Origin of the sequence: Candidatus Litorirhabdus singularis, from assembly GCF_026262625.1 — a bacterium.
Classification (GTDB): domain Bacteria; phylum Pseudomonadota; class Gammaproteobacteria; order Pseudomonadales; family Halieaceae; genus Litorirhabdus; species Litorirhabdus singularis.
Genome location: NZ_SHNN01000001.1, coordinates 102,752 through 125,450, shown reverse-complemented (window position 1 = coordinate 125,450; position 22,699 = coordinate 102,752). Strand labels below are relative to the sequence as shown.

The 22,699-nt window shown below is 56.0% G+C and carries 24 protein-coding genes; 17 read left to right on the top strand and 7 right to left on the bottom strand.

Annotation, left to right across the window (positions count from 1 at the left end; all coding sequences use genetic code 11):
• Nucleotides 1-44: 44 nt before the first annotated feature.
• Entirely contained in the window at nucleotides 45-1,385 is a 1,341-nt protein-coding gene (locus EYC98_RS00540) for a glutamine synthetase family protein (protein ID WP_279243348.1), read from the bottom strand.
• Between the two features lie 129 nt (nucleotides 1,386-1,514).
• Entirely contained in the window at nucleotides 1,515-2,390 is an 876-nt protein-coding gene (locus tag EYC98_RS00535; RefSeq protein WP_279243347.1) for a response regulator transcription factor, read from the bottom strand.
• A 170-nt stretch (nucleotides 2,391-2,560) separates the two neighbouring features.
• Between EYC98_RS00535 and EYC98_RS00530 the strand changes: the two genes are divergently transcribed.
• Nucleotides 2,561-3,928 carry an aspartate aminotransferase family protein gene (locus EYC98_RS00530; protein ID WP_320415534.1) on the top strand — a complete coding sequence of 456 codons (1,368 nt, stop codon included), beginning with the start codon at nucleotides 2,561-2,563 and terminating at the stop codon, nucleotides 3,926-3,928.
• Here EYC98_RS00530 and EYC98_RS00525 read toward each other — a convergent pair.
• The 3 genes from EYC98_RS00525 to EYC98_RS00515 form a co-directional block, all read right to left on the bottom strand.
• The gene (locus tag EYC98_RS00525; protein ID WP_279243346.1) at nucleotides 3,925-5,238 is read right to left on the bottom strand and encodes an SPOR domain-containing protein; all 1,314 of its coding nucleotides are present in this window, start codon (nucleotides 5,236-5,238) and stop codon (nucleotides 3,925-3,927) included. The two genes, EYC98_RS00530 and EYC98_RS00525, sit on opposite strands and share 4 nt — an antisense overlap.
• A 98-nt stretch (nucleotides 5,239-5,336) precedes the next feature.
• Nucleotides 5,337-6,581 carry a HupE/UreJ family protein gene (locus EYC98_RS00520; RefSeq protein WP_279243345.1) on the bottom strand — a complete coding sequence of 415 codons (1,245 nt, stop codon included), beginning with the start codon at nucleotides 6,579-6,581 and terminating at the stop codon, nucleotides 5,337-5,339.
• The gene (locus EYC98_RS00515; RefSeq protein ID WP_279243344.1) at nucleotides 6,574-7,467 is read right to left on the bottom strand and encodes a peptidyl-prolyl cis-trans isomerase; all 894 of its coding nucleotides are present in this window, start codon (nucleotides 7,465-7,467) and stop codon (nucleotides 6,574-6,576) included. Before EYC98_RS00515 ends, EYC98_RS00520 begins: the two co-directional genes overlap by 8 nt.
• Nucleotides 7,468-7,625: 158 nt before the next feature.
• Here EYC98_RS00515 and EYC98_RS00510 point away from each other — a divergent pair, with 158 nt between their 5' ends.
• From EYC98_RS00510 to EYC98_RS00500, 3 genes are read left to right on the top strand one after another with little or no spacing between them, the layout of a single operon-like run.
• Nucleotides 7,626-8,747, top strand: coding sequence for an Rv3169 family protein (locus EYC98_RS00510; RefSeq protein ID WP_279243343.1), 1,122 nt, complete (start codon nucleotides 7,626-7,628; stop codon nucleotides 8,745-8,747).
• 22 nt (nucleotides 8,748-8,769) lie between these two features.
• Complete coding sequence (locus EYC98_RS00505) at nucleotides 8,770-9,819, top strand: AraC family transcriptional regulator (RefSeq protein ID WP_279243342.1); 1,050 nt, start codon at nucleotides 8,770-8,772, stop codon at nucleotides 9,817-9,819.
• A 24-nt stretch (nucleotides 9,820-9,843) separates the two neighbouring features.
• Nucleotides 9,844-10,107 carry a DUF4404 family protein gene (locus EYC98_RS00500; RefSeq protein WP_279243341.1) on the top strand — a complete coding sequence of 88 codons (264 nt, stop codon included), beginning with the start codon at nucleotides 9,844-9,846 and terminating at the stop codon, nucleotides 10,105-10,107.
• Nucleotides 10,108-10,114: 7 nt separating this feature from the next.
• Here EYC98_RS00500 and EYC98_RS00495 read toward each other — a convergent pair whose 3' ends face one another.
• Both EYC98_RS00495 and EYC98_RS00490 read right to left on the bottom strand, forming a co-directional pair.
• The gene (locus EYC98_RS00495) at nucleotides 10,115-10,711 is read right to left on the bottom strand and encodes a transglycosylase SLT domain-containing protein (protein WP_279243340.1); all 597 of its coding nucleotides are present in this window, start codon (nucleotides 10,709-10,711) and stop codon (nucleotides 10,115-10,117) included.
• Between the two features lie 2 nt (nucleotides 10,712-10,713).
• Nucleotides 10,714-12,429, bottom strand: a complete 1,716-nt coding sequence (locus EYC98_RS00490) for a proline--tRNA ligase (RefSeq protein ID WP_279243339.1) — start codon at nucleotides 12,427-12,429, stop codon at nucleotides 10,714-10,716.
• A gap of 286 nt (nucleotides 12,430-12,715) precedes the next feature.
• Between EYC98_RS00490 and EYC98_RS00485 the strand changes: the two genes are divergently transcribed.
• From EYC98_RS00485 to pal, 13 genes are all read left to right on the top strand, one after another.
• On the top strand, nucleotides 12,716-13,144 hold the full coding sequence (locus tag EYC98_RS00485; protein ID WP_279243338.1) for an HU family DNA-binding protein: 429 nt from the start codon (nucleotides 12,716-12,718) through the stop codon (nucleotides 13,142-13,144).
• Nucleotides 13,145-13,363: 219 nt separating this feature from the next.
• Nucleotides 13,364-13,675 carry an FmdB family zinc ribbon protein gene (locus EYC98_RS00480; RefSeq protein WP_279243337.1) on the top strand — a complete coding sequence of 104 codons (312 nt, stop codon included), beginning with the start codon at nucleotides 13,364-13,366 and terminating at the stop codon, nucleotides 13,673-13,675.
• Between the two features lie 36 nt (nucleotides 13,676-13,711).
• Nucleotides 13,712-15,502 carry an aspartate--tRNA ligase gene (aspS, locus tag EYC98_RS00475; RefSeq protein ID WP_279243336.1) on the top strand — a complete coding sequence of 597 codons (1,791 nt, stop codon included), beginning with the start codon at nucleotides 13,712-13,714 and terminating at the stop codon, nucleotides 15,500-15,502.
• A gap of 4 nt (nucleotides 15,503-15,506) precedes the next feature.
• Nucleotides 15,507-16,253 (top strand): YebC/PmpR family DNA-binding transcriptional regulator, encoded by a 747-nt coding sequence (locus tag EYC98_RS00470; protein ID WP_279243335.1) that lies wholly within the window; start codon nucleotides 15,507-15,509, stop codon nucleotides 16,251-16,253.
• A gap of 52 nt (nucleotides 16,254-16,305) precedes the next feature.
• On the top strand, nucleotides 16,306-16,824 hold the full coding sequence (gene ruvC, locus EYC98_RS00465; RefSeq protein ID WP_279243334.1) for a crossover junction endodeoxyribonuclease RuvC: 519 nt from the start codon (nucleotides 16,306-16,308) through the stop codon (nucleotides 16,822-16,824).
• Nucleotides 16,825-16,846: 22 nt separating this feature from the next.
• Nucleotides 16,847-17,458, top strand: coding sequence for a Holliday junction branch migration protein RuvA (gene ruvA / locus EYC98_RS00460; protein ID WP_279243333.1), 612 nt, complete (start codon nucleotides 16,847-16,849; stop codon nucleotides 17,456-17,458).
• On the top strand, nucleotides 17,455-18,513 hold the full coding sequence (gene ruvB / locus EYC98_RS00455) for a Holliday junction branch migration DNA helicase RuvB (protein ID WP_279243332.1): 1,059 nt from the start codon (nucleotides 17,455-17,457) through the stop codon (nucleotides 18,511-18,513). The genes ruvA and ruvB overlap by 4 nt, the downstream gene beginning before the upstream one ends.
• Nucleotides 18,506-18,910, top strand: a complete 405-nt coding sequence (gene ybgC / locus EYC98_RS00450) for a tol-pal system-associated acyl-CoA thioesterase (protein WP_279243331.1) — start codon at nucleotides 18,506-18,508, stop codon at nucleotides 18,908-18,910. The genes ruvB and ybgC overlap by 8 nt, the downstream gene beginning before the upstream one ends.
• A gap of 18 nt (nucleotides 18,911-18,928) precedes the next feature.
• Nucleotides 18,929-19,645: a protein TolQ gene (gene tolQ, locus EYC98_RS00445; RefSeq protein ID WP_279243330.1), complete on the top strand. Its 717-nt coding sequence runs from the start codon at nucleotides 18,929-18,931 to the stop codon at nucleotides 19,643-19,645.
• A 3-nt stretch (nucleotides 19,646-19,648) separates the two neighbouring features.
• Nucleotides 19,649-20,068 (top strand): protein TolR, encoded by a 420-nt coding sequence (gene tolR, locus EYC98_RS00440; RefSeq protein ID WP_279243329.1) that lies wholly within the window; start codon nucleotides 19,649-19,651, stop codon nucleotides 20,066-20,068.
• A 25-nt stretch (nucleotides 20,069-20,093) separates the two neighbouring features.
• The gene (gene tolA / locus EYC98_RS00435) at nucleotides 20,094-20,828 is read left to right on the top strand and encodes a cell envelope integrity protein TolA (protein WP_279243328.1); all 735 of its coding nucleotides are present in this window, start codon (nucleotides 20,094-20,096) and stop codon (nucleotides 20,826-20,828) included.
• A complete protein-coding gene (gene tolB, locus EYC98_RS00430; protein ID WP_279243327.1) occupies nucleotides 20,828-22,111 on the top strand; it encodes a Tol-Pal system beta propeller repeat protein TolB in 1,284 nt (427 codons plus the stop codon). Before tolA ends, tolB begins: the two co-directional genes overlap by 1 nt.
• Before the next feature lie 53 nt (nucleotides 22,112-22,164).
• Nucleotides 22,165-22,698: a peptidoglycan-associated lipoprotein Pal gene (pal, locus tag EYC98_RS00425; RefSeq protein WP_279243326.1), complete on the top strand. Its 534-nt coding sequence runs from the start codon at nucleotides 22,165-22,167 to the stop codon at nucleotides 22,696-22,698.
• Nucleotide 22,699 lies beyond the last annotated feature (1 nt).

Genomic DNA, 22,699 nt, shown 5'->3' with positions numbered 1-22,699 from the left:
AGGCGGGCGCATAATAGCGGCCCTGAAGAGCCTGGGTGGGGTAGTTAGAGTTTCTCCAGGTAGGAGCGGTACTCCAGTTCCGTGACTTTGGAGCGAAACTCGGCGTTCTCCTGCCATTTAGTCAGAGCATAAATACGCTGTATCTCGCTTCCCATATTGCGCTGAATAAAGTCGGATTCTTCAAATAGCCGAATTGACTCTGGGAGGTAAAGCGGCAGGATGTTCTGCGGATCCTTGTAGCCGTCGCCAGTGACGGCTTCACCCGGGTCGAGTTGCTGCTCGATCCCATCGGCAATTGCCGACAGCAGCACGGCGAACAGCAAGTAAGGGTTGGCGTCGGCACCTGCAACTCGCTGCTCAAGTCGGCGCGAGGCATTTTTCCCGGCCGGCACCCGCACTGACACCGTGCGGTTTTCGTAGCCCCAGGAGGGCGCGATGGGAGCATGAGCTCCGGGTTGGAAACGACGATAAGAGTTGTAGTTGGGTGCGAATATGGCCATGGACTCCGACATATACTCCATGCAGCCGGCGATCGCATGATGCAGCATAGGCGTGCCTTCAGGCGTGCCACTGTCAAACAGATTGTCGCCGCGGTCATCGAGTAGGCTGCAGTGAACGTGCATGCCATTGCCGGCTTCGTTTTCGAACGGCTTTGCCATAAAGCTGGCGATCAGACCGTGGCTGGCGGCGACACCCTTGACCACTCGTTTCATCAATTGGATCTGATCCGCGGCGAGCACCGGGTTGTCAACGTGCTGCATGTTGATTTCGTACTGGGACGGCGCCGATTCCTTCACGATACCGTCGAAGGGCAGCTCCTGAAGTTCACAGGCAACGCGAATGTCTTCCAGTAACTTAGAGTGGGTTTGGAGTACGTCAACGCCATAGGTGTTGCCACCTATCGGACCTTGTCCCGCCGGCATTGGGCAGGAATGACGGATGCCGTCCACATTGTAAGTGACCAGGCTGAACTCTAGCTCGGCAGCAACAACCGGTCGCCAGCCAGCATTGTGGCATCGGTTGAGTACCTTTCTGAGCACATGGCGAGGATCGCCGAGGTAGGGTGAATCATCCGTATTGTACAGCGACAGCATGACCTGCCCGTGATTGACTCCGGCCCAGGGAGTAGGGTGCAGAGTGCCTTCCAATGGGCGGCAAATTCCATCAGCATCGCCTGATTCAAATACCAGTTCCTCTACATCCCTGCCCCAAATATCCAAGCTGAGCGCGGTTACAGGCAGCTTGAATTCGCCCTGATAAACCTTGGCCAGCTTGTGCCTCGGCAACCACTTGCCGCGCATAACCCCGTTGCAGTCCGGCAGCAGGGCTTCTATCGTTGTGATATCTGGATGGGCCCGGAGAAACCAGTCTGCCTCTACTGACATATGGTCCTCAAAAGTCCTTCTCCACTGGTAATTGCGCACTTTGGTGTAAGTGACGGTGTGGCTCAATGCCCCACATGGGTCAGTATTCGTTAGCCTGAAATACCACGGCTGGTCCTGACATCATACGGCTTAGAACTCTACCAGGTTGACGTTGCCCTGAGTTGGCGGCGACAGATAAACGCTAAGAGGGTCACCCACTCCAGCTGCGCCAAGATAAGACAGGGAATTAATGAATAGCGAAAACAAATCGGTTTGCGAGCTGACATCCAGCTTTCGGTAAATACTCTTGCGGTGTCGGCGCAGAGTCTCAACGGCAATATTGAGCTTGTCAGCGGAGGCGGGTGTGCTGTAGCCGCGCAGCATCAGTTCCAGTACGCTCTTTTCTCGGGGTGAAAGAATGGATGATCCAAAAGCCTGGAATGCATGGTCGATAACGCCATCGATATCAGGCTCCAGCAGATAACGACTGCTGAAATCCGCCATTTGGCTGTGGCCGCGAAGCAGCTCTGCCACAGGTGCAGACAGAGCGCGCAGTGTGTCTAGCTCGTCGCTGCCAAAGGTGCCCTTCCCCAGCAGGCGCATCAGACTGATATTGATGACGCTGCCACTGGGTAAAGTTGATAAGTACACAACTTCATCTACGGTGCCCGTATCGCCATAGTAGTAATCGTAGTAGTGACTTTGCTCCAGTAAGCCGTCGGTAACCTCTTCCAATCGGTAGAAACGCCCGCGTGGCTGATTCAGTGAAATCTCATAAAAGGGATCTTCGCGGTAGGGGCCCTCAAGGTATTGGTCAATCTGTGCATAGCGAGCGTTTTCTGGAATCTCATGGTAGATACACTGTGGCGGCAGGTCGGTGTGATATAGCCAGATTTGAGGATAAAAGACCGGTACACGGTTGGCGATGGCTTTGATCAGCATGGGGAAAAACTGGTCGCTCCCCATTGCTGCGATGGCCTTGGCGATATCCTGATTCCATTGGTGCAGTGTTTGAGCGTTGGCCATATGGGATTGGTTACGACTTTATTGTTAGGGGGAGATCTATGTCACAATCATGGGCAGCCGCAGGCTGAAAGTCAATCAACAGGATTTACCCAGTCATCTTGCAAAGGCAGTAGCAGCCGTTAGTGACACTGCTTCCGCCAAATGTCATCACATTATAGGAGGCAGCTATCGTGAGTTCACGGACTACCCGTTCCAGTAGCGACTGGCAGCAACTTGATCAGCGTCACTACCTGCATCCCTTTAGTGATTTTAAGGCATTGGGGCAGCAGGGTAGTCAAATTATCAGCCGCGCTGAAGGCATTTATATCTACGATAATGAAGGCCGGCAGATCCTTGATGGTATGTCGGGCCTGTGGTGCTGCAGTCTCGGTTACGGCCAGCAAAGCATTGCCGCAGCAGTCTATGCGCAGTTGCAGGAACTACCCTATTACAACAGTTTTTTTCAGTGCGCCCATCCGCCCGTAATCGAGCTGTCACAGCGATTGGCCGAAGTGGCGCCCAAACATATGAACAATGTGTTTTTTACCAGCTCCGGCTCCGAGGCTAATGATACATGTCTGCGCCTGCTGCGCCGCTATTGGGATCTGGCGGGTAAGCCTTCCAAGCGGCTGGTTATCAGTCGACGCAACGCTTATCACGGTTCGACGATCGCCGGTGCGAGCCTCGGTGGTATGGGGTTTATGCACCAGCAATTTGAAACCCTCAGCTATGTGCACCACGTCGACCAGCCCTACTGGTTTGATGAAGGGGGCGACATGGAGCCAGAGGCGTTTGGCTTGCAGGCTGCACGCTCGCTGGAGCTCAAAATCGATGAGCTGGGTGCTGAGAATGTCGCGGCTTTTATCGCCGAGCCGATTCAAGGTGCCGGCGGGGTGATTGTGCCTCCAGCCAGCTATTGGCCCGAGATTGAGCGCATCTGTCGCGCCCACGATATTTTGCTGATCACCGATGAGGTGATCTGTGGTTTTGGGCGCACCGGTGAATGGTTTGGTGCAGACTATTTTTCTGTCAGTGCTGATTTGATGCCGTTTGCGAAAGCCGTCACCAATGGTTATCAGCCGTTGGGAGGGGTCTTGGTCAGCGACCGCTGTGCTGATGTTTTGAAAACCGACGGCGGTGAATTTGCCCATGGTTATACCTACTCAGGACACCCTGCAGCCTGTGCCGCGGCCCTGGCAACGCTGGATATTTTGCAAGAACAGAATATTGTCACCACCGTTCGCGACAGCAGCGGACCCTACCTACAGCGGCGTTGGGCTGAGCTTGCTGAGCACCCGTTAGTCGGAGAAACTCGTGGCGCTGGCTTTCTGGCTGCGCTGGAGTTGGTATCAGATAAAGCCTCCAGAGCCCGATTTGACGGGGATGGCAGTAGCGGGGCGCGGTGTCGTGATAACAGTATGGCAGCCGGGCTGGTGATGCGGGCCGTTGGCGATACCATGATTGTCGCGCCGCCGCTGGTAGCAACTCACGCGCAAATTGATGAATTGATCGATAAGGCCCGGGCAGCTCTGGACGCAACGGCCGCTGAGCTGATCTAGTTGCCGATCCAGGGTGCATCGCCGCCGTATTCGCGGCGGTAGGCAGCGGCAGCTTCCACCGCTGCCGCTTGTGAGGGCAGGTTGACGATGCGCACCCGGTAGAGCTTGCGTTCCCCGCGGCTTATTGCACTGATTTGACTGGGCCAGGGGAAGTCTGTGATGCGTGCTGCTACTTTTAAGGCCGCAGTTTCGTTGCTGAAGCTGCCCAAATTGATAAACCAGGATTGCTCGGTCGTGACCGCGGGAGTCACTGTGCTGGTGGCTCCACCATCTGGTGATGGCTGAGGTGAGGGAGGATTGCTTAATACTGCAGTCACCGGTGGTGAAATGACTGTCATCGCGGCAGACTCCAAAGGCAGCAGTGTTGGCGGCTCCGCTGCGATTTTTGTCGGAATGCTGGAGGCCAGGTCGCTGTCGCTGCCAAGGGGGTTCGTTGCAGGTTTTATCGGCGCAGGTTCGGCTATTCGCTTGTCGTCATGATTTTGCAGCGCCACAGCTAATTCACGTTCTGCCGCCGCCAACTCAGTCTTGAGCTCGGCAAACTCGGTAACCAACATCTTGCTGTTGGCCTCAAGCTGGCTCATGCGATCATCACTTATCAGTCGTTGGTTGAACAGGATAATTCCCAGGGTTAGCAGTACAAAAGCAGCCGAGGCTCCCAGCATTGGCCCCACCCCACCTGCAAAGCGCTGCTTTGGCGTCTGGCTGGCTGATTGCGCGACCGCGAGGGGGGGCGCTTGTGGCGCCACGGTGCGGGTGACGGCCGCCGCTACCCGCTGTTGTTGGCCAGCTGGCGTCGATTTACTGATCGCCTCTCGTGGTTGTTCTCGCTCCGGCGCTATTGAGCCTCCGGCTGCAGCTACCTGGGCGCGCGCAGTATTGGCTGCATCCCGCAAGCGCTCCTGTTCACTCAAGAGTACCCGTTGCTCCTGGCGCGCGTCTTTCAGGGCAATCGCGTAGTCGAGAATACGATGCAGCATGTCATCGTTGATCAGGCCGCGTACCACGTAATCAATGGCGCCGGCCTGCTTTAATTTTTCTATCTGAACCTCGGCCGTTTGATCTAGCATGACAATGATGGGTGTCAGTAATTGCTTTTTTTGCGCGAGCCGTAGTAGGTACTCGGTTTCCAGAGTGAAGGCGAGAATGATGGCGTCATTGTCCGGGTCAAGTAGCGCGTCAACGGGTTGCTCGCTGGTATTGACCGTGCGGGTTTGAAAGCGTTCGGGTCGCGCGCGCTCAAGCGCCGCCGTCAGCGTGTAGAAGTCGGCGGGAAGTTCGCTTATGAGGAGAACGTTGTTAAGACCCACGCTTAGTCCAGTGGTCGGCAGATGCTGGCAAGCATAGCCTCGCTATGGCCTGGTCACAAGCATCGAAGGGCATTGGTGACTCGCAAACACTGGTTCCGTCAGAAATACAGGCGTTGTACAAACCAATAGGTTCCCAGGCTGCACAGCGCAGTATTGGCTATTAGCGACAGTGTTGGCCATGGTCGGCCAAGCATGCGGTGCAACAGGACACCGCTGCCGCTGAGTATCAAGACAATAGCGATCTGTCCCAGTTCTACTCCCAGATTGAACCCGAACAGAGCAGGTATCAGTGCTTGCTGGGGTAGCCCCACCTCCTGCAGCACGCTGGCAAAACCGAAGCCGTGAATCAGTCCAAATAGCGTGGTGACAGCCGGGCGTAACTGGCGTGCGCGTGATGCGCTATGGCTGAGCATCAGGTAGCACCAGCAAAACAGGGACAGGCCGGCCAGGCTCCATGCCGGCGCCGGCCAGTCTAGCCATGCCCCAAGTCCCGCTAGCACTAGCAATACCAAACCTAGCAGATAGGCGGCGCTTTGATGCAGCTGACGTTCAACCACCACATTCTCTATCGCCACCATGGCGATGGTAAAACCAATCAGAGCCTCCACCACCATAATGTCGGGTGTAACGTAGCCCAGCACGCTGAGGCTGAGCGTAAGACTGTGGCCCAGAGTGAAGCCGGTGACAATGTAGAGAACATCGCGCAGGCGCTGCGCCAGCAGCAATAGCGTCAGTAGAAAGGCGATATGATCCAGGCCAATCAGGATATGCTCGAAACCAAAACTGATGTAGGTCAGAAAGGTGCTCTGTGTGGCTATTGGCGGCGCTACCTCGTTGGAAGCAGTGGCTACGGGAATGGAATGGACGGGCTGGCGGCGACTATACAGGCGCTCAAATCCAGTGCCGTTGGCCAATTTGAAACGCGCAAAATGGATATGGCTGGGCGCTGCTGCTTGCAGCGCCTCTATGCGTAATTGCAGCGTAGCGGGCTTGGAGCCTGGCGCCGAAGTCGCGGCACAGGACCAGTTCAGCGTCACTCTCATATAGCCAGGCTGAGCACGCTCCTGTTGCAGCGCGCTGCGTTCACAGCGAACTCCGCCGTCGTCCATCCGAATACTGGCATCAAGGTGCTCCAGCAGCGCTTGTTCCAGGTCGGAATTTCCCTGCCTGGCGGACAGGCGTGTGACTTCACGCGTGGCGATGGTAAAGGAACCGCGCAGTGAGGTAGCGTCCACCTGCCAGTTTGAGTAGGATTTGGATTGGGGGTCGGCAGTCGTTCCCGCAGACCACAGGGCCAGAGTCAGCACCGCCAGTGTTACAATATGGCGCCAGAACTTATTCAATCGTGGCGTCCAGCCGGTCCAACTGCTCTAGAAAAGCTTCATCAATGCTGACGTCGGCGCCGCCGCGTAAATCGTTCAGGTAGTCTCTCAGGGCCTGATCAGCGGCCCGACGCTGGTATTCGCGCAGCACTCGCTCCTCCACTTGTGCCAGCGGCGGCGCCGGTCCAGCCTGCAGGTCAATTAGCTGAAGAATAGTGAAACCGGCCTGCTCAGTAAGGGGCGCGCTGATCGCCCCCGGTGCCAGCTCCAGCGCTGCGTCGGCTAGTGTTGGGCCGAGATAGCCGCGCAGTTTACTGACGGGTAAGGGGCTTGAGGGAAGTGCCAGGATATCGGTGTCTGCCATTTTGTGCTGCACCCGCTGCCAGTCCTGACCATTGAGCAGCGCCTGCTCGGCAGCGCTGGATCGCGCTTGCGCCTGCTCGCCCCGGAACACCATCCGCCTGACTTGAGCCCGCATCGGTTGCGCAAAATAGGTCTGATTTTGTTGATAGAAACGCATTAGCTGCTCTGTATCGACGGCGGCGCTGGCGCTATCACTGGTCACCGTCGCAATCATTGCGTTGATGATAGTCTTGCGCACAGTGGGGTCGCTAAAAGGAACGCCTATCTCCACGGCGCGTTGCAGCAGCAGTTTTTCTTCGATCAGACGGTCCAGGAGGTGACGTCGATCGGCGCTGGTCATGGCGTTGCGCTTGTCGCGTGCGAGTAGGTCCAGATAGGCTAGATATTCGGCTTTATCGATACGTTCATTGTTAACCTGCGCTAACACCTCTTTGGCCGGGGTGTTGGGGTTGGATTCGAGAACGCCAGTTGACGCCAGTAGTATCCCGACTATTGCGCCCGCCACCAGCAGCGTTGCTGCCGGCTGTGTATTGCCCTTGCTCATGGTGTTTCCCTGCTCACTTGCCGTGCTCAAGCGATCACGCTCGTTATTAGTCGCCTGGCGACCCATGAGAGTATAATGTGAGGTGCAGATTTACCGTAAACTTTGTCCGAATTTATTTGCCGACGCTACAGGCTTTGGCTGCGCAGGAGGAAACAAACTTGATTACCAATTTTGACGATTATTGTATTCACCAAACCGCGGCACCCATTGCACAACCGTCCCAGAGTGACAGGAATTTTTATGATCGCTATTGGTTTAACGGCATGGACGCGGAAGGGACTTATATTTTCGAGGTTGGTTTCGGGCTCTACCCCAATAGACATGTGATGGACGGCCATTTCAGCGTCTCCACCGGCGGCCGTCAGTATGCGTTTCACGGCTCCAGAAGAGCCCCTCATGAGAGGGCTGATACTCAGGTAGGGCCACTTGCCGTAACGGTAATAGAACCGATGCGCCAGATCCGTGTGCGGCTTGCCCCCAATGAGCACAATATTGCTTGTGATCTGCTCTTTACCGCCGCTAGCATTCCTCATGAAGAACCGCCCAATATCATGTATGACGATGGGCACCTGATTATGCATAACTCGCGTTTCACCCAGATGGGCTACTGGGAAGGACACTTTGAAATTGATGGGCAGCGCTTTGAGGTTAGCCGTGCTTTCGGCACGCGTGATAAGTCCTGGGGCGTGCGCCCTGTGGGCGAACCTCAGGGCGGAGCGCCGGGACTGTTAAGCGGCGACCCGGGTGTCTACTGGTGTTGGAATCCGATCAATTTTGGCGACTTTTGTACTCAGATGGGTACCTTTGAAGACCGCGAAGGCCGGCCCACTCAGGTCAGCGCTGATTTGCTGCCGCTGTATGTCGACCCCGCCGATATCCCGCGCGGTGAAGACCCTGGCCTGATAGAAATGACGCAGGTTGAGCACACCATCGTGTGGGAAAAGGGCACCCGTCGCGCTGCCAGCGCACAGGTGCATATGGTTGATGCCAACGGTACTGAATATGACATTGCGCTGGAGCCGTTATTGCGTTTTCAGATGCTGGGCGTGGGCTATAACCATGCTGAATGGGGGCACGCTTTTTGGAAAGGTGAGCTGGAAACTGCGCGTGAGGAGTGGGATCTGGGGGCCATGGATCCGTTGGAATATCAAAACTTGCATGTGCATCAGGTGGTGCGCGCCACTATGGGGGAGCGAGTGGGTATGGGGACATTGGAGAATATCGTTATTGGCCGCCATGCGCGCAGTGGGTTCAAGGACTTTTTCGATGGTGCCGAGTAACACCGGTACTTGACCTGCTGCCATGGCAAAAACAGAAGCGTACAAACTGAATGAACCGGTGCCCCTGAGTTTTGTCAGGGCGCTATTGGTGCAGGCGAATAATGCCAAGCTGGACGTCAGCGCCTTGTTGCGTCAGGCGGGCTTCCCCTGGAATCCGCTACAGGAGTCTGCAGAGCCCCAGGTGTTTATTTCGGTCGAGCAATACAGCCGCCTGTGCATGGCGTTGTTTCAGGCGCTGAACGATGAATCGGGCGGCGCGGTGGGAGACTGTAAAACGCCTTGGGGCAGTACCCGTCTGTTGTTATTCTCGCTGCTACATTGCGCCAATCTGGGTACGGCGATGGAGCGTGCTATTGAATTCAACGCCAGCTGCCGCGAGCGTCGCGGGGAGGTTCGTGTGCATGAGTTGGTAACAGATAGCTCTGCGCGAACAGTAAGTCTGCGTTACTTCTCTGCGGCGGACCCGCAGCATCCGCCCCAGCAGTCTGGCGTGTTGTGCGGTATGGCCATGTGGATGCGCGTCTGTGGTTGGATGACCGGGCAGTACATCGACATTGTGTCGGCGACCTGTGTCGGTCCGGAGCCCGGCAGTCTGGTGCCACTGCGGCACTTTTTTCACTGCCCGGTGGACTTTGACAGTGATTGCAATGCGGTGACCTTTAGTGCCCGTCACCTGGATGCGCCGTTGCTGAGAACTGAAGCTGACGTAGAAGATTTTTTGCGGGTGGCGCCCTATCACGTGGTTATCAGCCCCATCGCTAGTGAAGTGTCCATAACAACGCGTATTCGCGGCTTGTTGGGTGATGACCTGGGAGGCGATTTACCCAGCTTTGAAGAGTTAACCGGTATGTTGAATATGTCGGCGCGAACCCTGCGCCGGCGCTTGGAGAAAGAGGGTACCTCTTACCAGCGCATCAAAGATAACGCGCGCCGCGATATCGCGATATCATTGTTAAGTAGGGCGCGTATGACTGTGAGCGATGTGGCCGAGCGGGTGGGTTTCAGTGACCCCAGTGCATTTCATCGTTCGTTTAAAAAGTGGACCGGGCAATCGCCTGGGGAATACCGATAGAGCTATTCAAAAAGGGATAAGGTAGTGGACAAAGATAAAGTAGCAAAAGACCTGGTTGACCTGGCGATGGAGATCGAAAATTTGCCATTGGAAAGCGCAGAGCGCAGTCGGCTACTGAACTTGGTAGCCAGCATGGAGCAGCACCTCAGTGGTGAGCCCGTAGAGCAGGAGCCGCAGGAAGTTGTGGATGCTGTGGATGCGGTAATTTCTGCGTTCGAGACCGACCATCCGACTATGACCGGGATTGCGCGGCGCCTTATGTCGGCTTTATCCAGTATGGGGGTGTAGCTTACAGCTACTCCCAGTCGAGGTTTGGGCCGCGCCAGTTGCGGCGCCAGGCCGCTTCGACTTTGTCACTGTAACGGGTGCTGCCGAGGCTTCCATTATAAGCCGCCAGTGCACGCGTTAAGTTGCCTTTCTCGCGTTTGATATAAAACTGCAGGATGCGACAGCCGTAGGAGAGATTGGTGCTGGTAAGGGTCAGGTTGTCCTCCGGACGGCCAATTTCGTCTTTCCAGAATGGCATCACCTGCATCATGCCCTGGGCGCCCACACGCGATACGGCAAAGCGGTCGAAATGGCTCTCCACTTCAATCACGGCAAGTACCAATTCTGGCGGTAGCTGGCTCTGGCTGGCGTAGCGATGGACCTCCTGCAACAGTTGCAGGCGTTGCTCGGGGTCTTTGACGTACTGCTGCAACCGGTTGGACATGTCGAGTAGCCAAACCTCGGCGTCGAAGCGGTCTTCAAAGCTTTCCGAGTCGGCGATACTCTGCTGCAGGAATTGCCGCAGTTGTTCGTATTCCTGAGTGTCATGGGGTTGTGCCACGCTCTGGACACTGCCGACACACAGTAGCAGGCCGCAGATGAAACCTAGGTTGCTAGCACGCATACCTAGGCGTTTAATCTCTCGGTCAGGAAACTGAGTATCGCGGTTTGGTCAACCAACGTTGGCTCGCTATCGCGGCGCCCTTTGTACTCAATTTTTTGTTCGGCAAGGGCGCGGTCGCCAATCACCACTCGATGAGGTATCCCGATGAGCTCCATATCGGCAAATTTTACCCCCGGGCGCTCATTACGGTCGTCCAGCAACACCTCGATGCCCGCGGCGCTCAGCTCTGCGTAGAGTTTTTCGGCGCAGCTCGCGACGGCCTCTGACTTATGCATGTTCAGGGGCACGATAGCGATCTGGAATGGGGCAATTCCCGCTGGCCAGATAATGCCATTGTCATCGTGGTTCTGCTCGATGGCGGCGGCCACCACTCGGCTGACGCCAATACCGTAACAGCCCATGCTGACCGTCTCGGTTTTGCCCTGTTCATTGAGTACCTGGGCGTTGAGGGCCTGGCTGTATTTTTTGCCCAGCTGAAATATATGGCCGACTTCTATACCGCGTTTAATGACCAGTGTGCCGTTACCATCGGGGCTGGGATCGCCAGCCTCAACGTTACGGATATCGGCGACTTTGCCGACGCTAGCATCGCGACTCCAGTTAACTCCACGCAGGTGAAACCCGTCGCGGTTGGCGCCACAGGTAAAGTCAGACAGGCAGGCAGCACTGCGGTCCGTGTAACAGGGCAGGTTTAGGTTGACCGGGCCCAGCGAGCCGGTGCCACAGGCGGTTGCGGCAACAATGGCCGCCTCTTCGGCAAACTCCAGTGGTGCTGCCACGCCGTCCAGTTTTTCAGCTTTGAGTTCGTTCAACTGGTGATCGCCGCGGACGGTCAGCGCTATTAGTGGCTGCTCCTCCGAGTCGCCTTTGACAATCAGCGTTTTCAGCGTCTGCTCGGCGGCCAGCTGTAGCTGAGCACACACTTCTTCGATGGTGTGGGCATTAGGTGTGGCCACTTCCGTCATGGCCTCAGCCGCTGCAGGTGCTTCGGACGCAGGTGCTAGTGCTTCTGCCATTTCGATATTGGCGGCGTAGTCGCTGCTATCGCTGAAGGCGATAGCATCCTCTCCTGAGTCGGCCAGCACATGGAATTCCTGTGAAGCGTTGCCGCCTATGCTGCCGGAGTCAGCTATTACAGGCCTGAAATCCAAGCCCAGGCGGGTAAAGATTTGAGTGTAGGCAGCGTGCATTTCTTCGTAGGTTTGCTGCAGAGACTCCTGGTTCAAGTGAAAAGAGTAGGCATCTTTCATCAGAAACTCGCGGGCTCGCATAATCCCAAAGCGCGGTCTGATTTCATCGCGGAACTTGGTCTGTATCTGGTAGAAGCTGCAGGGCAGCTGCTTATAACTTTTGATTTCGTTGCGTACCAGGTCGGTGATAACTTCTTCGTGGGTAGGTCCCAGGCAGAAGTCGCGTTGGTGGCGATCACGGATGCGCAGCAATTCTGCGCCGTACTCATGCCAGCGGCCTGATTCTTGCCACAGTTCAGCCGGCTGCACTACAGGCATTGAGACCTCCTGGCTTCCCGCGTTGTTCATTTCCTCGCGGACCACCGCCTCGACTTTACGCAACACGCGCAGGCCCATGGGCAGCCAGGTGTAGAGTCCTGCCGCCAGTTTTCGAATCAGCCCAGCGCGCAGCATGAGTTGATGGCTGATAACCTCGGCGTCGGAAGGTGTTTCCTTCACCGTAGCAATTAAAAATTTACTGGCGCGCATGTTGTATTCCGTTGTATCAGATAGCCCGCCATTCTACGTTTTTTTGTCGTTGTGGGTACAGGTGAGTCTATATTTTAAGGGTAATAATTCAGCGCCTACGCCGCTGGCACTATGTTTCTAGTGGTTTATTGGCACTATTTTTGCCAATTCGCCGTAAATCACTTGTATTGCAGCGTTTCATGGATTATACCTTGTGGCCGGGTGCTACGAGTCTTGTACGTCAACCGAAACTGGTTGGCGGGCGCGTGGTGACGTTTTTCAGACTAGAAAGGAAGGGCACACTTACATGGCCACAAAAAAAGCAGCAACTAAGAAGAAGGCAGCTCCAGCCAAGAAAAAGGCAGCTCCAGCCAAGAAGAAGGCAGTAGCAAAAAAGGCAGCCCCGGTGAAGAAGGCTCCGGCTATCAGCACCAAAATGACCAAAAGCCAGATCGTGGCATCTATTTCTGACAACACTGGACTGACCAAAAAGCAGGTCGCCTCGGTGATGGATGAAATGGACACCCTGATCGAGCGCAGCATCAAAAAGCGTGGCATTGGCGAGTTCACCATTCCTGGAATGATGAAAATCACCACAGTGAAGAAGCCTGCGAAGAAAGCGCGTAAGGGCATCAACCCTTTCACGGGTGAAGCCACTGTCTTTAAGGCCAAGCCTGCCAGCATCGCTGTAAAGGTTCGTCCTCTGAAGAAAATGAAAGAGTTCGCCAGCTCTTAAAGGCTTAGAATCACACTGCCTCTGGGAAGAGGCGGTGTGCATGCTTTCCCCCTTTCGGCCAGTGAGTCTGGTCATGTCACCCCTACCTCTATCGTCAGGCTACTGAGCCTGTGTCTTTTTAAGGCTACCTGCGCCTGACATTTTGCGCTAAAATTCGCGCCTTTCGAAATCCTTGGGCCTTGCGTTCGTGCTAATGGTCCAAAATAGGAGCGGGTGAACATGCCGATATATGAATATCAGTGCCAGTCCTGCCAGCACTCGCTGGAGGCTCTGCAGAAGATCAGTGATGATCCTTTGCTGGAGTGCCCTGCCTGTGGCGCCGCGGCGCTTAACAAAAAAGTGTCAGCGGCGGCGTTTCGCCTCAAAGGCGGCGGCTGGTACGAGACCGATTTTAAAACCGGCAACAAAAAGAACCTTGCTGGTGACTCTGGCGGCGATTCTGCGGGCGGCAGTGCGCCTGCGGCCGGTAAGAAGGCCGACTCTGGCTCCTCATCCGGTGGCAAGTCGGGTGATTCAAAAGCGGCGGGCTGACTCCTCCGCACCATTAGCAACCAAAGGCTTTTTATTATGCGCAGTCATTATTGTGGCGCTCTGACTACCGACCAGATTGATGAAACCGTTACGCTTTGCGGGTGGGTAGACCGGCGTCGCGACCATGGCGGGGTTATTTTCCTTGATATGCGGGACCGCCAGGGCATTGTTCAGGTGGTGTTTGATCCCGATACCGAAGAGCATTTTGAGGCCGCCGATCGGGTGCGTAGCGAATATGTGCTGCGGGTGACCGGACGCGTTCGTGCGCGCGGCGAGGGAACGGTAAACCCGACTATGGCTACTGGCCAGATCGAAGTACTGGGTAAGGAGTTGGAAATACTCAACGCCGCCGAAACACCGCCATTCCAGCTTGACGAGCATACCTCGGTAGGCGAGGACGTGCGTCTGCGTTACCGGTACATGGATCTGCGTCGGAATGAGATGCAGCAGCGCTTTATTCAGCGCTCAAAAATCACCACTGCGGTACGCAACTTTCTCGACGCGGAAGGCTTTCTGGACATTGAGACGCCTATTCTGACCCGCGCCACGCCTGAGGGCGCGCGCGATTACCTGGTTCCCAGCCGCACCCACCCCGGACAATTCTTTGCGTTGCCGCAGTCGCCGCAGCTGTTCAAGCAGCTACTCATGGTGTCGGGCTTTGATCGCTACTATCAGATTGCCAAGTGTTTTCGCGACGAAGACCTGCGTGCCGACCGTCAGCCGGAGTTCACCCAAATCGACATTGAAACGGCATTTCTGGATGAAGCCGCGATTATGGAGATTACCGAGCGCATGATAGTGGGTTTGTTTGATCAGGTGCTGGATGTCCAGCTGCCCGCCTTTCCGCACATGACCTACGCCGAAGCGATGGAGCGATTTGGCTCCGATAAGCCTGATCTGCGCATTCCCCTGGAGTTGGTAAGCGTCGACGATCTGATGGCGCAGGTAGAATTTAAGGTGTTTCATGGCCCCGCTACTGACCCTGATGGGCGCGTTGCCGCTCTGAAAGTAACAGGTGGCAGCGGTATCAGTCGCAAGGAAATTGACGCTTATACCAAGTTTGTTTCGGTGTACGGCGCGCGTGGCCTGGCCTGGATCAAGGTCAATGACATTGCCGCTGGTGTTGAGGGGCTGCAATCGCCCATTCTCAAATTCATGCCTGAGGAGATTGTCACCCAGTTGATGCAGCGTCTGGAAGCCGCCGATGGTGATATCATTTTCTTTGGCGCCGACAAAACTGCCATTGTTAACGAGTCGCTAGGCGCGCTGCGTGTCAAGCTGGGTGAAGACCAAGGACTTATCGCTGACGGCTGGGCGCCTCTGTGGGTGGTGGACTTCCCCATGTTTGAACCTGATTCGCAGGGCAACCTGACACCATTGCATCATCCGTTTACGGCTCCCTCGTGCAGCGTGGAAGAGCTCAAAGCTAACCCGGCCACGGCTTTGTCCAGGGCCTACGACATGGTACTCAACGGTACTGAGCTTGGTGGCGGTTCAATCCGTATTCATCAGCGTAGTATGCAGGAGGCGGTGTTTGATATTTTGGCTATCGCACCGGCAGAGGCGCAGGAAAAGTTTGGCTTCTTGCTGGATGCACTGAAGTACGGAGCGCCGCCGCACGGTGGACTGGCTTTTGGGCTCGACCGTCTGGTCATGCTGATGACAGGCTCGGCTTCAATTAGGGACGTGATAGCGTTTCCCAAAACCCAGAGTGCCGCCTGCGTGATGACTGAGGCACCTGGCGTGGTTGACTCGGCGCAGCTGCGTGAACTGAATATCCGTTTGCGCGAAGCACCGGCAGCCGCCGATAAGGCTGAAGAGGGGTAAGGTAATGGCAGGACACAGTAAATGGGCCAATATCAAGCACCGCAAGGCGGCTCAGGACGCCAAGCGCGGCAAAATGTTCACCAAACTGATTCGCGAACTGGTGGTGGCAGCCAAGCAGGGCGGTCCGCTGCCGGAAGATAATCCGCGCCTGCGCGCTGCGGTAGATAAAGCACTGGGCGCGAATATGACCCGCGATACCGTTGAGCGGGCGATTGCCCGTGGCGCTGGTACCAATGAAGCGGACGACATGGAGGAGCTGACCTATGAGGGTTATGCCCCCGGCGGTATTGCGGTTCTGATCGAGGTGATGACCGACAATCGCAATCGCACCGTGGCCGAAGTGCGGCACGCCTTTAGTAAACGTGGCGGCAATCTGGGTACCGATGGTTCTGTTGCCTACCTGTTTGAGCGTCGTGGCCAGATCAGCTTTGCTCCGGGTGTCGATGAAGAGCAGATTATGGAAGCGGCACTGGAAGCCGGCGCCGAGGATGTCGAGAGCCATGACGACGGCTCGCTGGAAGTGCTGACTCCGTGGGAGGATCTGGCAGCGGTCAAGTCCTCACTGGATGAGGCTGGGCTGGAATGCGAAGAAAGTGAAGTGACCATGATTGCCAGCACTACAGTGCCGGTCGATGTCGGCGGTGCCGAGAAAATTCTCGGCCTGATTGACGCGCTGGAAGACCTGGACGACGTGCAAAACGTGTACACCAACGTCGAAATACCCGACGAGGTGCTGGAAGCGCTGGGCTGAACCCTGCCGCCTGGGTCATAATGTGACCACGGCAGGCGCTGGTGGACACCGCATGACACTTATTCTGGGCATTGATCCCGGCTCACAGAAAACTGGCTTCGGTATTATCAACCAGCAGGGCAGCCGCGCCGAGTACGTAACCAGCGGTATCATCCGTTTGCCCCGCGAGTCGCTACCGGCGCGGCTAAAGATCATTTTTGATAATGTCAGCGAAATCATCGCTGAATATGCGCCGCAGGAATTTGCGATAGAAGAAGTGTTTATGGCGCGCGACCCCAAAGCGGCCATCAAACTGGGGCAGGCCCGAGGTGCCGCTATTGTTGCAGCGGTTAATGCTGATCTGCCGGTATTTGAGTACGCTGCCAAGTCGATCAAACAGGCTGTAGTGGGTACCGGAGCGGCGGACAAAGCTCAGGTGCAACATATGGTTAAGTCGCTACTGAAATTGCCCACGGTGCCACCGGAAGATGCCGCCGATGCATTGGCCGTGGCTTTGTGTCATGCCCACACACATCAGAGTATGATTAAGTTGGCAGGTGCCCGCACTAGTCGTCGTGGCCGGGCCAGATAAGCAGCACCCACTGGAAGCACATATGATAGGAAGAATCAGCGGTACATTGCTGGAGAAGCAACCCCCCGAAATATTGCTGGATGTCGGCGGGGTTGGCTATGAAATTCAGGTGCCAATGACGACGCTGTACGAGTTGCCAGTCACCGGTACCGCGCTGACACTGTTCACCCATTTTGTGGTGCGCGAGGATGCGCAGCTGCTGTATGGCTTCAGCAGCGAACGTGACCGGCATCTGTTCCGCAGCTTGATCAAAGTATCAGGTGTTGGACCAAAGTTGGCGCTGGGCATTCTATCTGGCATGGATGCCGACTCTTTTGTGCGCACTGTGCAGCGAGACGATATTTCTACTCTGGTGAAATTGCCCGGAGTGGGCAAAAAGACGGCCGAGCGCTTACTGATCGAAATGCGCGATCGACTCAAGGACTGGATGCTGGAGTTGGCAGAGCCTACCGCTGCGACCACAGCGGCTGCCAGCGATCGCGATATGCTGGCCGAGGCTGAAAGTGCCCTGGTGGCGCTGGGTTACAAACCGGCGGAGGCCAGTCGCGCCGTTGCCGCTGCCAACGACGACAGCATTGAGCGCAGTGAAGAGTTGATTCGCAGGGCTTTGCAATCGATGGTGCGTGGCAAATGATAGAAACCGACCGTCTGGTGGCCGCCGAGGAAACGGGCAACAAGGAAGAGGTTGTCGATCGCGCCTTGCGTCCTCGAGCGCTCAGTGAATACGTGGGCCAGCCCGTAGTGCGTGAGCAAATGTCCATTTTTGTTGAGGCCGCACGTGGCCGCGGTGAGCCGCTGGATCATACTCTTATTTTCGGCCCCCCTGGACTCGGCAAGACCACGCTGGCGCATATTATCGCCCACGAAATGGGCGGCGACCTGAAAAGCACGTCGGGCCCGGTATTGGAAAAAGCCGGCGATATTGCGGCGTTGATGACCAACCTGGAAGCGGGCGATATTCTGTTTATCGACGAAATTCACCGCCTGAGCCCGTTTGTCGAAGAAATACTGTATCCGGCCATGGAAGACTATCAGCTGGATATCATGATTGGTGAAGGCCCGGCAGCGCGCAGCATCAAGCTGGATTTACCGCCGTTTACGCTGGTGGGGGCAACCACTCGTGCCGGTCTGTTGACGTCACCGCTGCGCGACCGTTTTGGTATTGTGCAGCGACTGGAGTTCTACAGCGTTGCCGAGCTGACCGATATTGTCACTCGGGCTGGCAGTATTCTAGGGATCGCCGTTGAGTTGGAGGGCGCAGTAGAGATAGCGCAGCGGGCGCGTGGAACCCCGCGTATTGCCAACCGCCTGCTGCGGCGAGTGCGCGATTATGCCGAGGTAAAAGGCGACGGGACTATTAGCGGCGTCATTGCTGAGCGCGCGCTGGATATGCTGAGCGTCGATCAATTGGGTTTTGATCACCTGGACCGGCGTTTGCTTTTGGCGCTGATAGAGAAGTTTGACGGTGGACCGGTAGGCGTAGATAGCCTGGCAGCCGCAATTTCAGAAGAGCGCGGTACTATTGAAGATGTGCTGGAGCCGTTTTTGATTCAACAGGGCTATATGATGCGCACGCCACGTGGCCGTATGGCTACTCGCACGGCCTATCTGCACTTCGGACTGCCTTGGCAGCGCGGCGATGAGCCCGCCAACCTGGATTTGAATCTGGGTGGCGATGAGAATGACTGAGGCGGAATTTTCCTGGCCATTGCGGGTCTACATTGAAGACACAGATGCCGGTGGAATCGTTTACTACGTCAATTATCTCAAATACATGGAGCGCGCCCGAACTGAGTTTATGCGTGAACAGGGTTTTGGCAAAGATTACGTGTTTAATCTGAATCTGATGTTTGTGGTGCGCGATGTGCAGATAAACTACCAGTTGCCAGCGCGTCTGGACGATGAACTGCAGGCGACAGCACGAGTTATTGAAGTGGGTGCCGCCAATATCGTGTTTGAGCAGGCGGTATTGCGCGGCGCTGAGTCGCTGGCGCAGGCGCAGGTGAATATTGTCAGTGTGCGTCGTGATAATACCCGTCCGACCCGAGTGCCGGCGGCAATACGCAGCGCCTTGAGCACTGCTTGAAAAACAGGGAGTAATAGCTTGGAAGAACAATTAAGCCTGATTGACCTGGTGCTGAACGCCAGCATCACCGTGCAGGCGGTTATGGCTCTGTTGCTGGCAGCCTCAGTAGCGTCCTGGTTTATGATTATTCAGCGCATTATTTATTTTCGCCATGTGCGTGCCGAGATGCTGGAGTTTGAAGAGCTGTTTTGGTCGGGCACCGACCTGGCGGCCATCTACAACGAGGGCAATGAGCGTGCAGCGGCGGGTGAAACCCTGGGCATGGAGAATATATTTCGGGCCGGCTTCAAGGAATTTTCGCGCTTGATCAAGCAGGGCGGTGTGGATACCGATACGGTGATGGACGGCGCGCGGCGGGCGATGCGTATTGCCCAGTCGCGGGAAGAGGAAAAACTGGAACAGCACCTGCCATTTCTGGCAACGGTAGGGTCTACCAGCCCTTATATCGGTCTGTTTGGTACTGTCTGGGGCATTATGCATTCATTCCGCGGGCTGGCCAATTCTACGCAGGCCACTTTGGCGACTGTTGCGCCCGGCATTTCAGAGGCGCTGATAGCTACTGCCATGGGACTGTTTGCGGCGATACCTGCGGTAATCGCGTATAACCGGTTTGCCGCCAAGGTGGATGTGACAGTTGGGCGTTATGACGTTTTTGCCGACGAGTTCTCCAGTATTCTGGTACGTCAGACATACGCGCTGGCGGCTCGCGAGTCTGCCAAGGCCAAGCAGGCCTGATCAGTGTCACGCCCACGTAACAAGCACCGCCCGATCGCCGAGATTAATGTGGTGCCCTACATTGATGTGATGTTGGTGTTGTTGATCATTTTTATGGTGACAGCGCCGTTATTGATGCAGGGCGTTAAAGTAGATCTTCCCGAGGCGGCCAGCGACCCGGTGGAAAATCAGGATCCGGAGCCCCTCATTGTGTCAATTAATGCTGCCGGAGAGCTGTTTCTCAATGTAGGCGGAGAGCCGGAGCAGACTTTGAGTCTGGCCACGGTCAAACAGCGGGTGGGTGTGGTTATGCGCCGCAATCCAACCAAGCCTGTCATGGTATGGGGCGATCGCGCTGTTCCCTATGGTGAAGTGGTGCTGCTGATGTCGGCACTGCAGGAGGCTGGCGCACCCAGTGTTGGCTTGGTGACGGACTCGCCGTGAGTACTCTGCCTGCAGGAAGGGCCTTGTGTCGACGTTGATCCCACGCTCGGTGATTGTCTGGCGCCCACTAGTGGCCACGCTGGTGTTGCATGCTCTGCTTATCGTAGTGATGACGATGAACTGGAGTAGTCGCAGTCAAGTTACCGAGCCAACGGTGTTGGTTCCCAAACATATTCAGGCTCGCTTGATTGATGCGGAAATGCTGAAGCCGAAAAAAGTTAAAAAGGCCGCTGCACCACCCGCCAAGCGGGTAGTCGCCAGTAAGCCGGTGGCCAAGCCCAAAGCCGCAACAGTTAAGTCGAAGCCCAAGCCTGTGCCCAAGGTCGCTCCCAAACCTGAGCCTGTGGTGGTGCCCCAACCTGCTCAGCCCAGCGCGGAAGAGCGCAGGGCCGCTGCTCGTGATGAGCTGAGTCAAGCTCTGGCGGCAGAGGATGTGCTGTTGGAAGAGGCCAGTGACCGAGATATAGCGTCCAGCTACGTGAGCCTTATCAGCCAGACTGTGCAAAATAATTGGAGCCGCCCACCCAGTGCCCGCAACGGAATGGAGGCGGAGTTGATTATTCAGCTGGTACCGACCGGAGAAGTGGTGAGCGTGACCATAGCGCGCAGCAGTGGCCACATGGCATTTGACCGCTCAGCCGTCAATGCGGTGCAAAAGGCAGGTCGTTTTGAGGAGCTGCAGCAGATGCCGCCCCGTATTTTTGAACGCAGCTTTCGCCAGTTTAGACTGCTATTTAAACCTGAGGATTTACGTTACTGATGAAACAACTGCTGTTTACCATGCTGGCCTTTTTATTGCTGGTCGCCCAGGCCCGTGCAGAGCTGGTGATAGAGATTACCTCAGGACGGGATAATCCAACTGCCATAGCGGTAGTGCCTTTCGCCTGGAGCGGTTTTGGCGCAGCACCCGAAGACGTAGCGGATGTTATTCAGGGTGACTTGATGCGCAGCGGTCAGTTTGCGCCCGTATCCAACAACGACATGCTGAACCTGCCGACCCGTGAAGACGAGGTGTTTTATCGCGATTGGCGGACTACTAATACAGAATACCTGTTGATTGGGCGAGTCAGCGGCGAAGCAACTGTGACGGTCGAGTACGAGTTATTTGACGTATTTCGACAAACGCGCATTATAGCCGCCAGCGAATCCGGCCCGGTAGCTGAACTGAGAATGTTGGCCCACCGGGTCAGCGACAAAGTCTATCAGCAGCTGACCGGAATTCGCGGCGCCTTCGCGACCCGTATTCTGTATGTGGCAGTTAATCGCGAGGGTGGCGAAGATGTTTATCGGCTGATGGTGGCTGATGCCGATGGTGTGCGTGACAAAGAGGTCACGCGATCCACGCAACCCATTCTGAGCCCCAGCTGGGCGCCAGACGGCAAGCGTATAGCCTACGTTTCCTTTGAAACCACGCGTCCGGCTATCTATATGCACAACCTGGTTACCGGCGAAAAGCAGCAGTTAACCAATTTCAAAGGCCTGAACGGTGCTCCGGCCTGGTCGCCGGATGGCAACTCGATGGCAATGGTGTTATCCAAGGACGGCAGTCCGGATTTGTACCTGTTGGACCTGGCCAGCCGCCAGTTCAGGCGACTAACCCGTCATTTTGCCATTGAAACCGAGCCGTCCTGGATGCCAGACGGACTCTCGCTGGTGTTTACCTCGGACCGCGGTGGCAAGCCGCAGATCTACCGGCTTGATATCGCCACTGGGGATACCGAACGCATGACCTATGAAGGCTCCTGGAATGCACGTGCCTCGATTGCCGCCGACGGCCGTACCATGGTTATGGTGCACCGGGCGGATGGCAACTTTCATATTGCAGTACAGGACCTCGAACGAGACCAATTGAGTATACTGACCTCGACCGCATTAGATGAATCTCCCAGTGTCGCGCCCAATGGCTCTATGGTATTGTACGCCACTAAGCGCAACGGTCGGGGTATACTGGCTGCGGTGTCGGTTGACGGTGGTGTGCGATTCAGGCTGCCTTCCCGTGAGGGAGACGTGCGGGAGCCCGCATGGTCACCGTATTTGGACTAACCCTTGCTCGGGGTACCAGAGCAATTTTTATCATTGAATAGGAATGGCAAGCTATGAAGCAGTTACCTGTCGCCAGTAAGGCACTCTCAATCATTTTCGCACTGGTCTGGATGGTAGGTTGTGCCAGTACAGACACTAGTGAGGCGGACGCTGCTGCTGCAGCCGCTGCTGAACAAGCTGCCGCTGAAGCCGCGGCAGAGCAAGCTGAAGCTGAAGCTGCCAATAAGGCGAGCATGATGCAGCAAGCAATAGAAGACGCCGCCTCTGCAGCGGGCAACGTACTCTACTTTGAGTTTGACAGCGCTACCCTGCGTCCTGCAGCTCAAGACATTCTGGACGCCCATATCGCTCTGGCCAAGACCAACGGTGACTCTATTCGTCTGGAAGGACACACCGATGAGCGTGGTACCCGCGAGTACAACATGGCTCTGGGTGAGCGTCGCGCCAAGGCCGTAGCCAGCTATATGGCTGCCAGTGGCGTTGCCGGCTACCGTATTGAGTCGGTAAGCTATGGCGAAGAACGTCCAGCTTCCAGCGGTAGCAGTGAAGGTTCCTGGTCGCAGAATCGCCGCGTCGAAATCAAGTAAG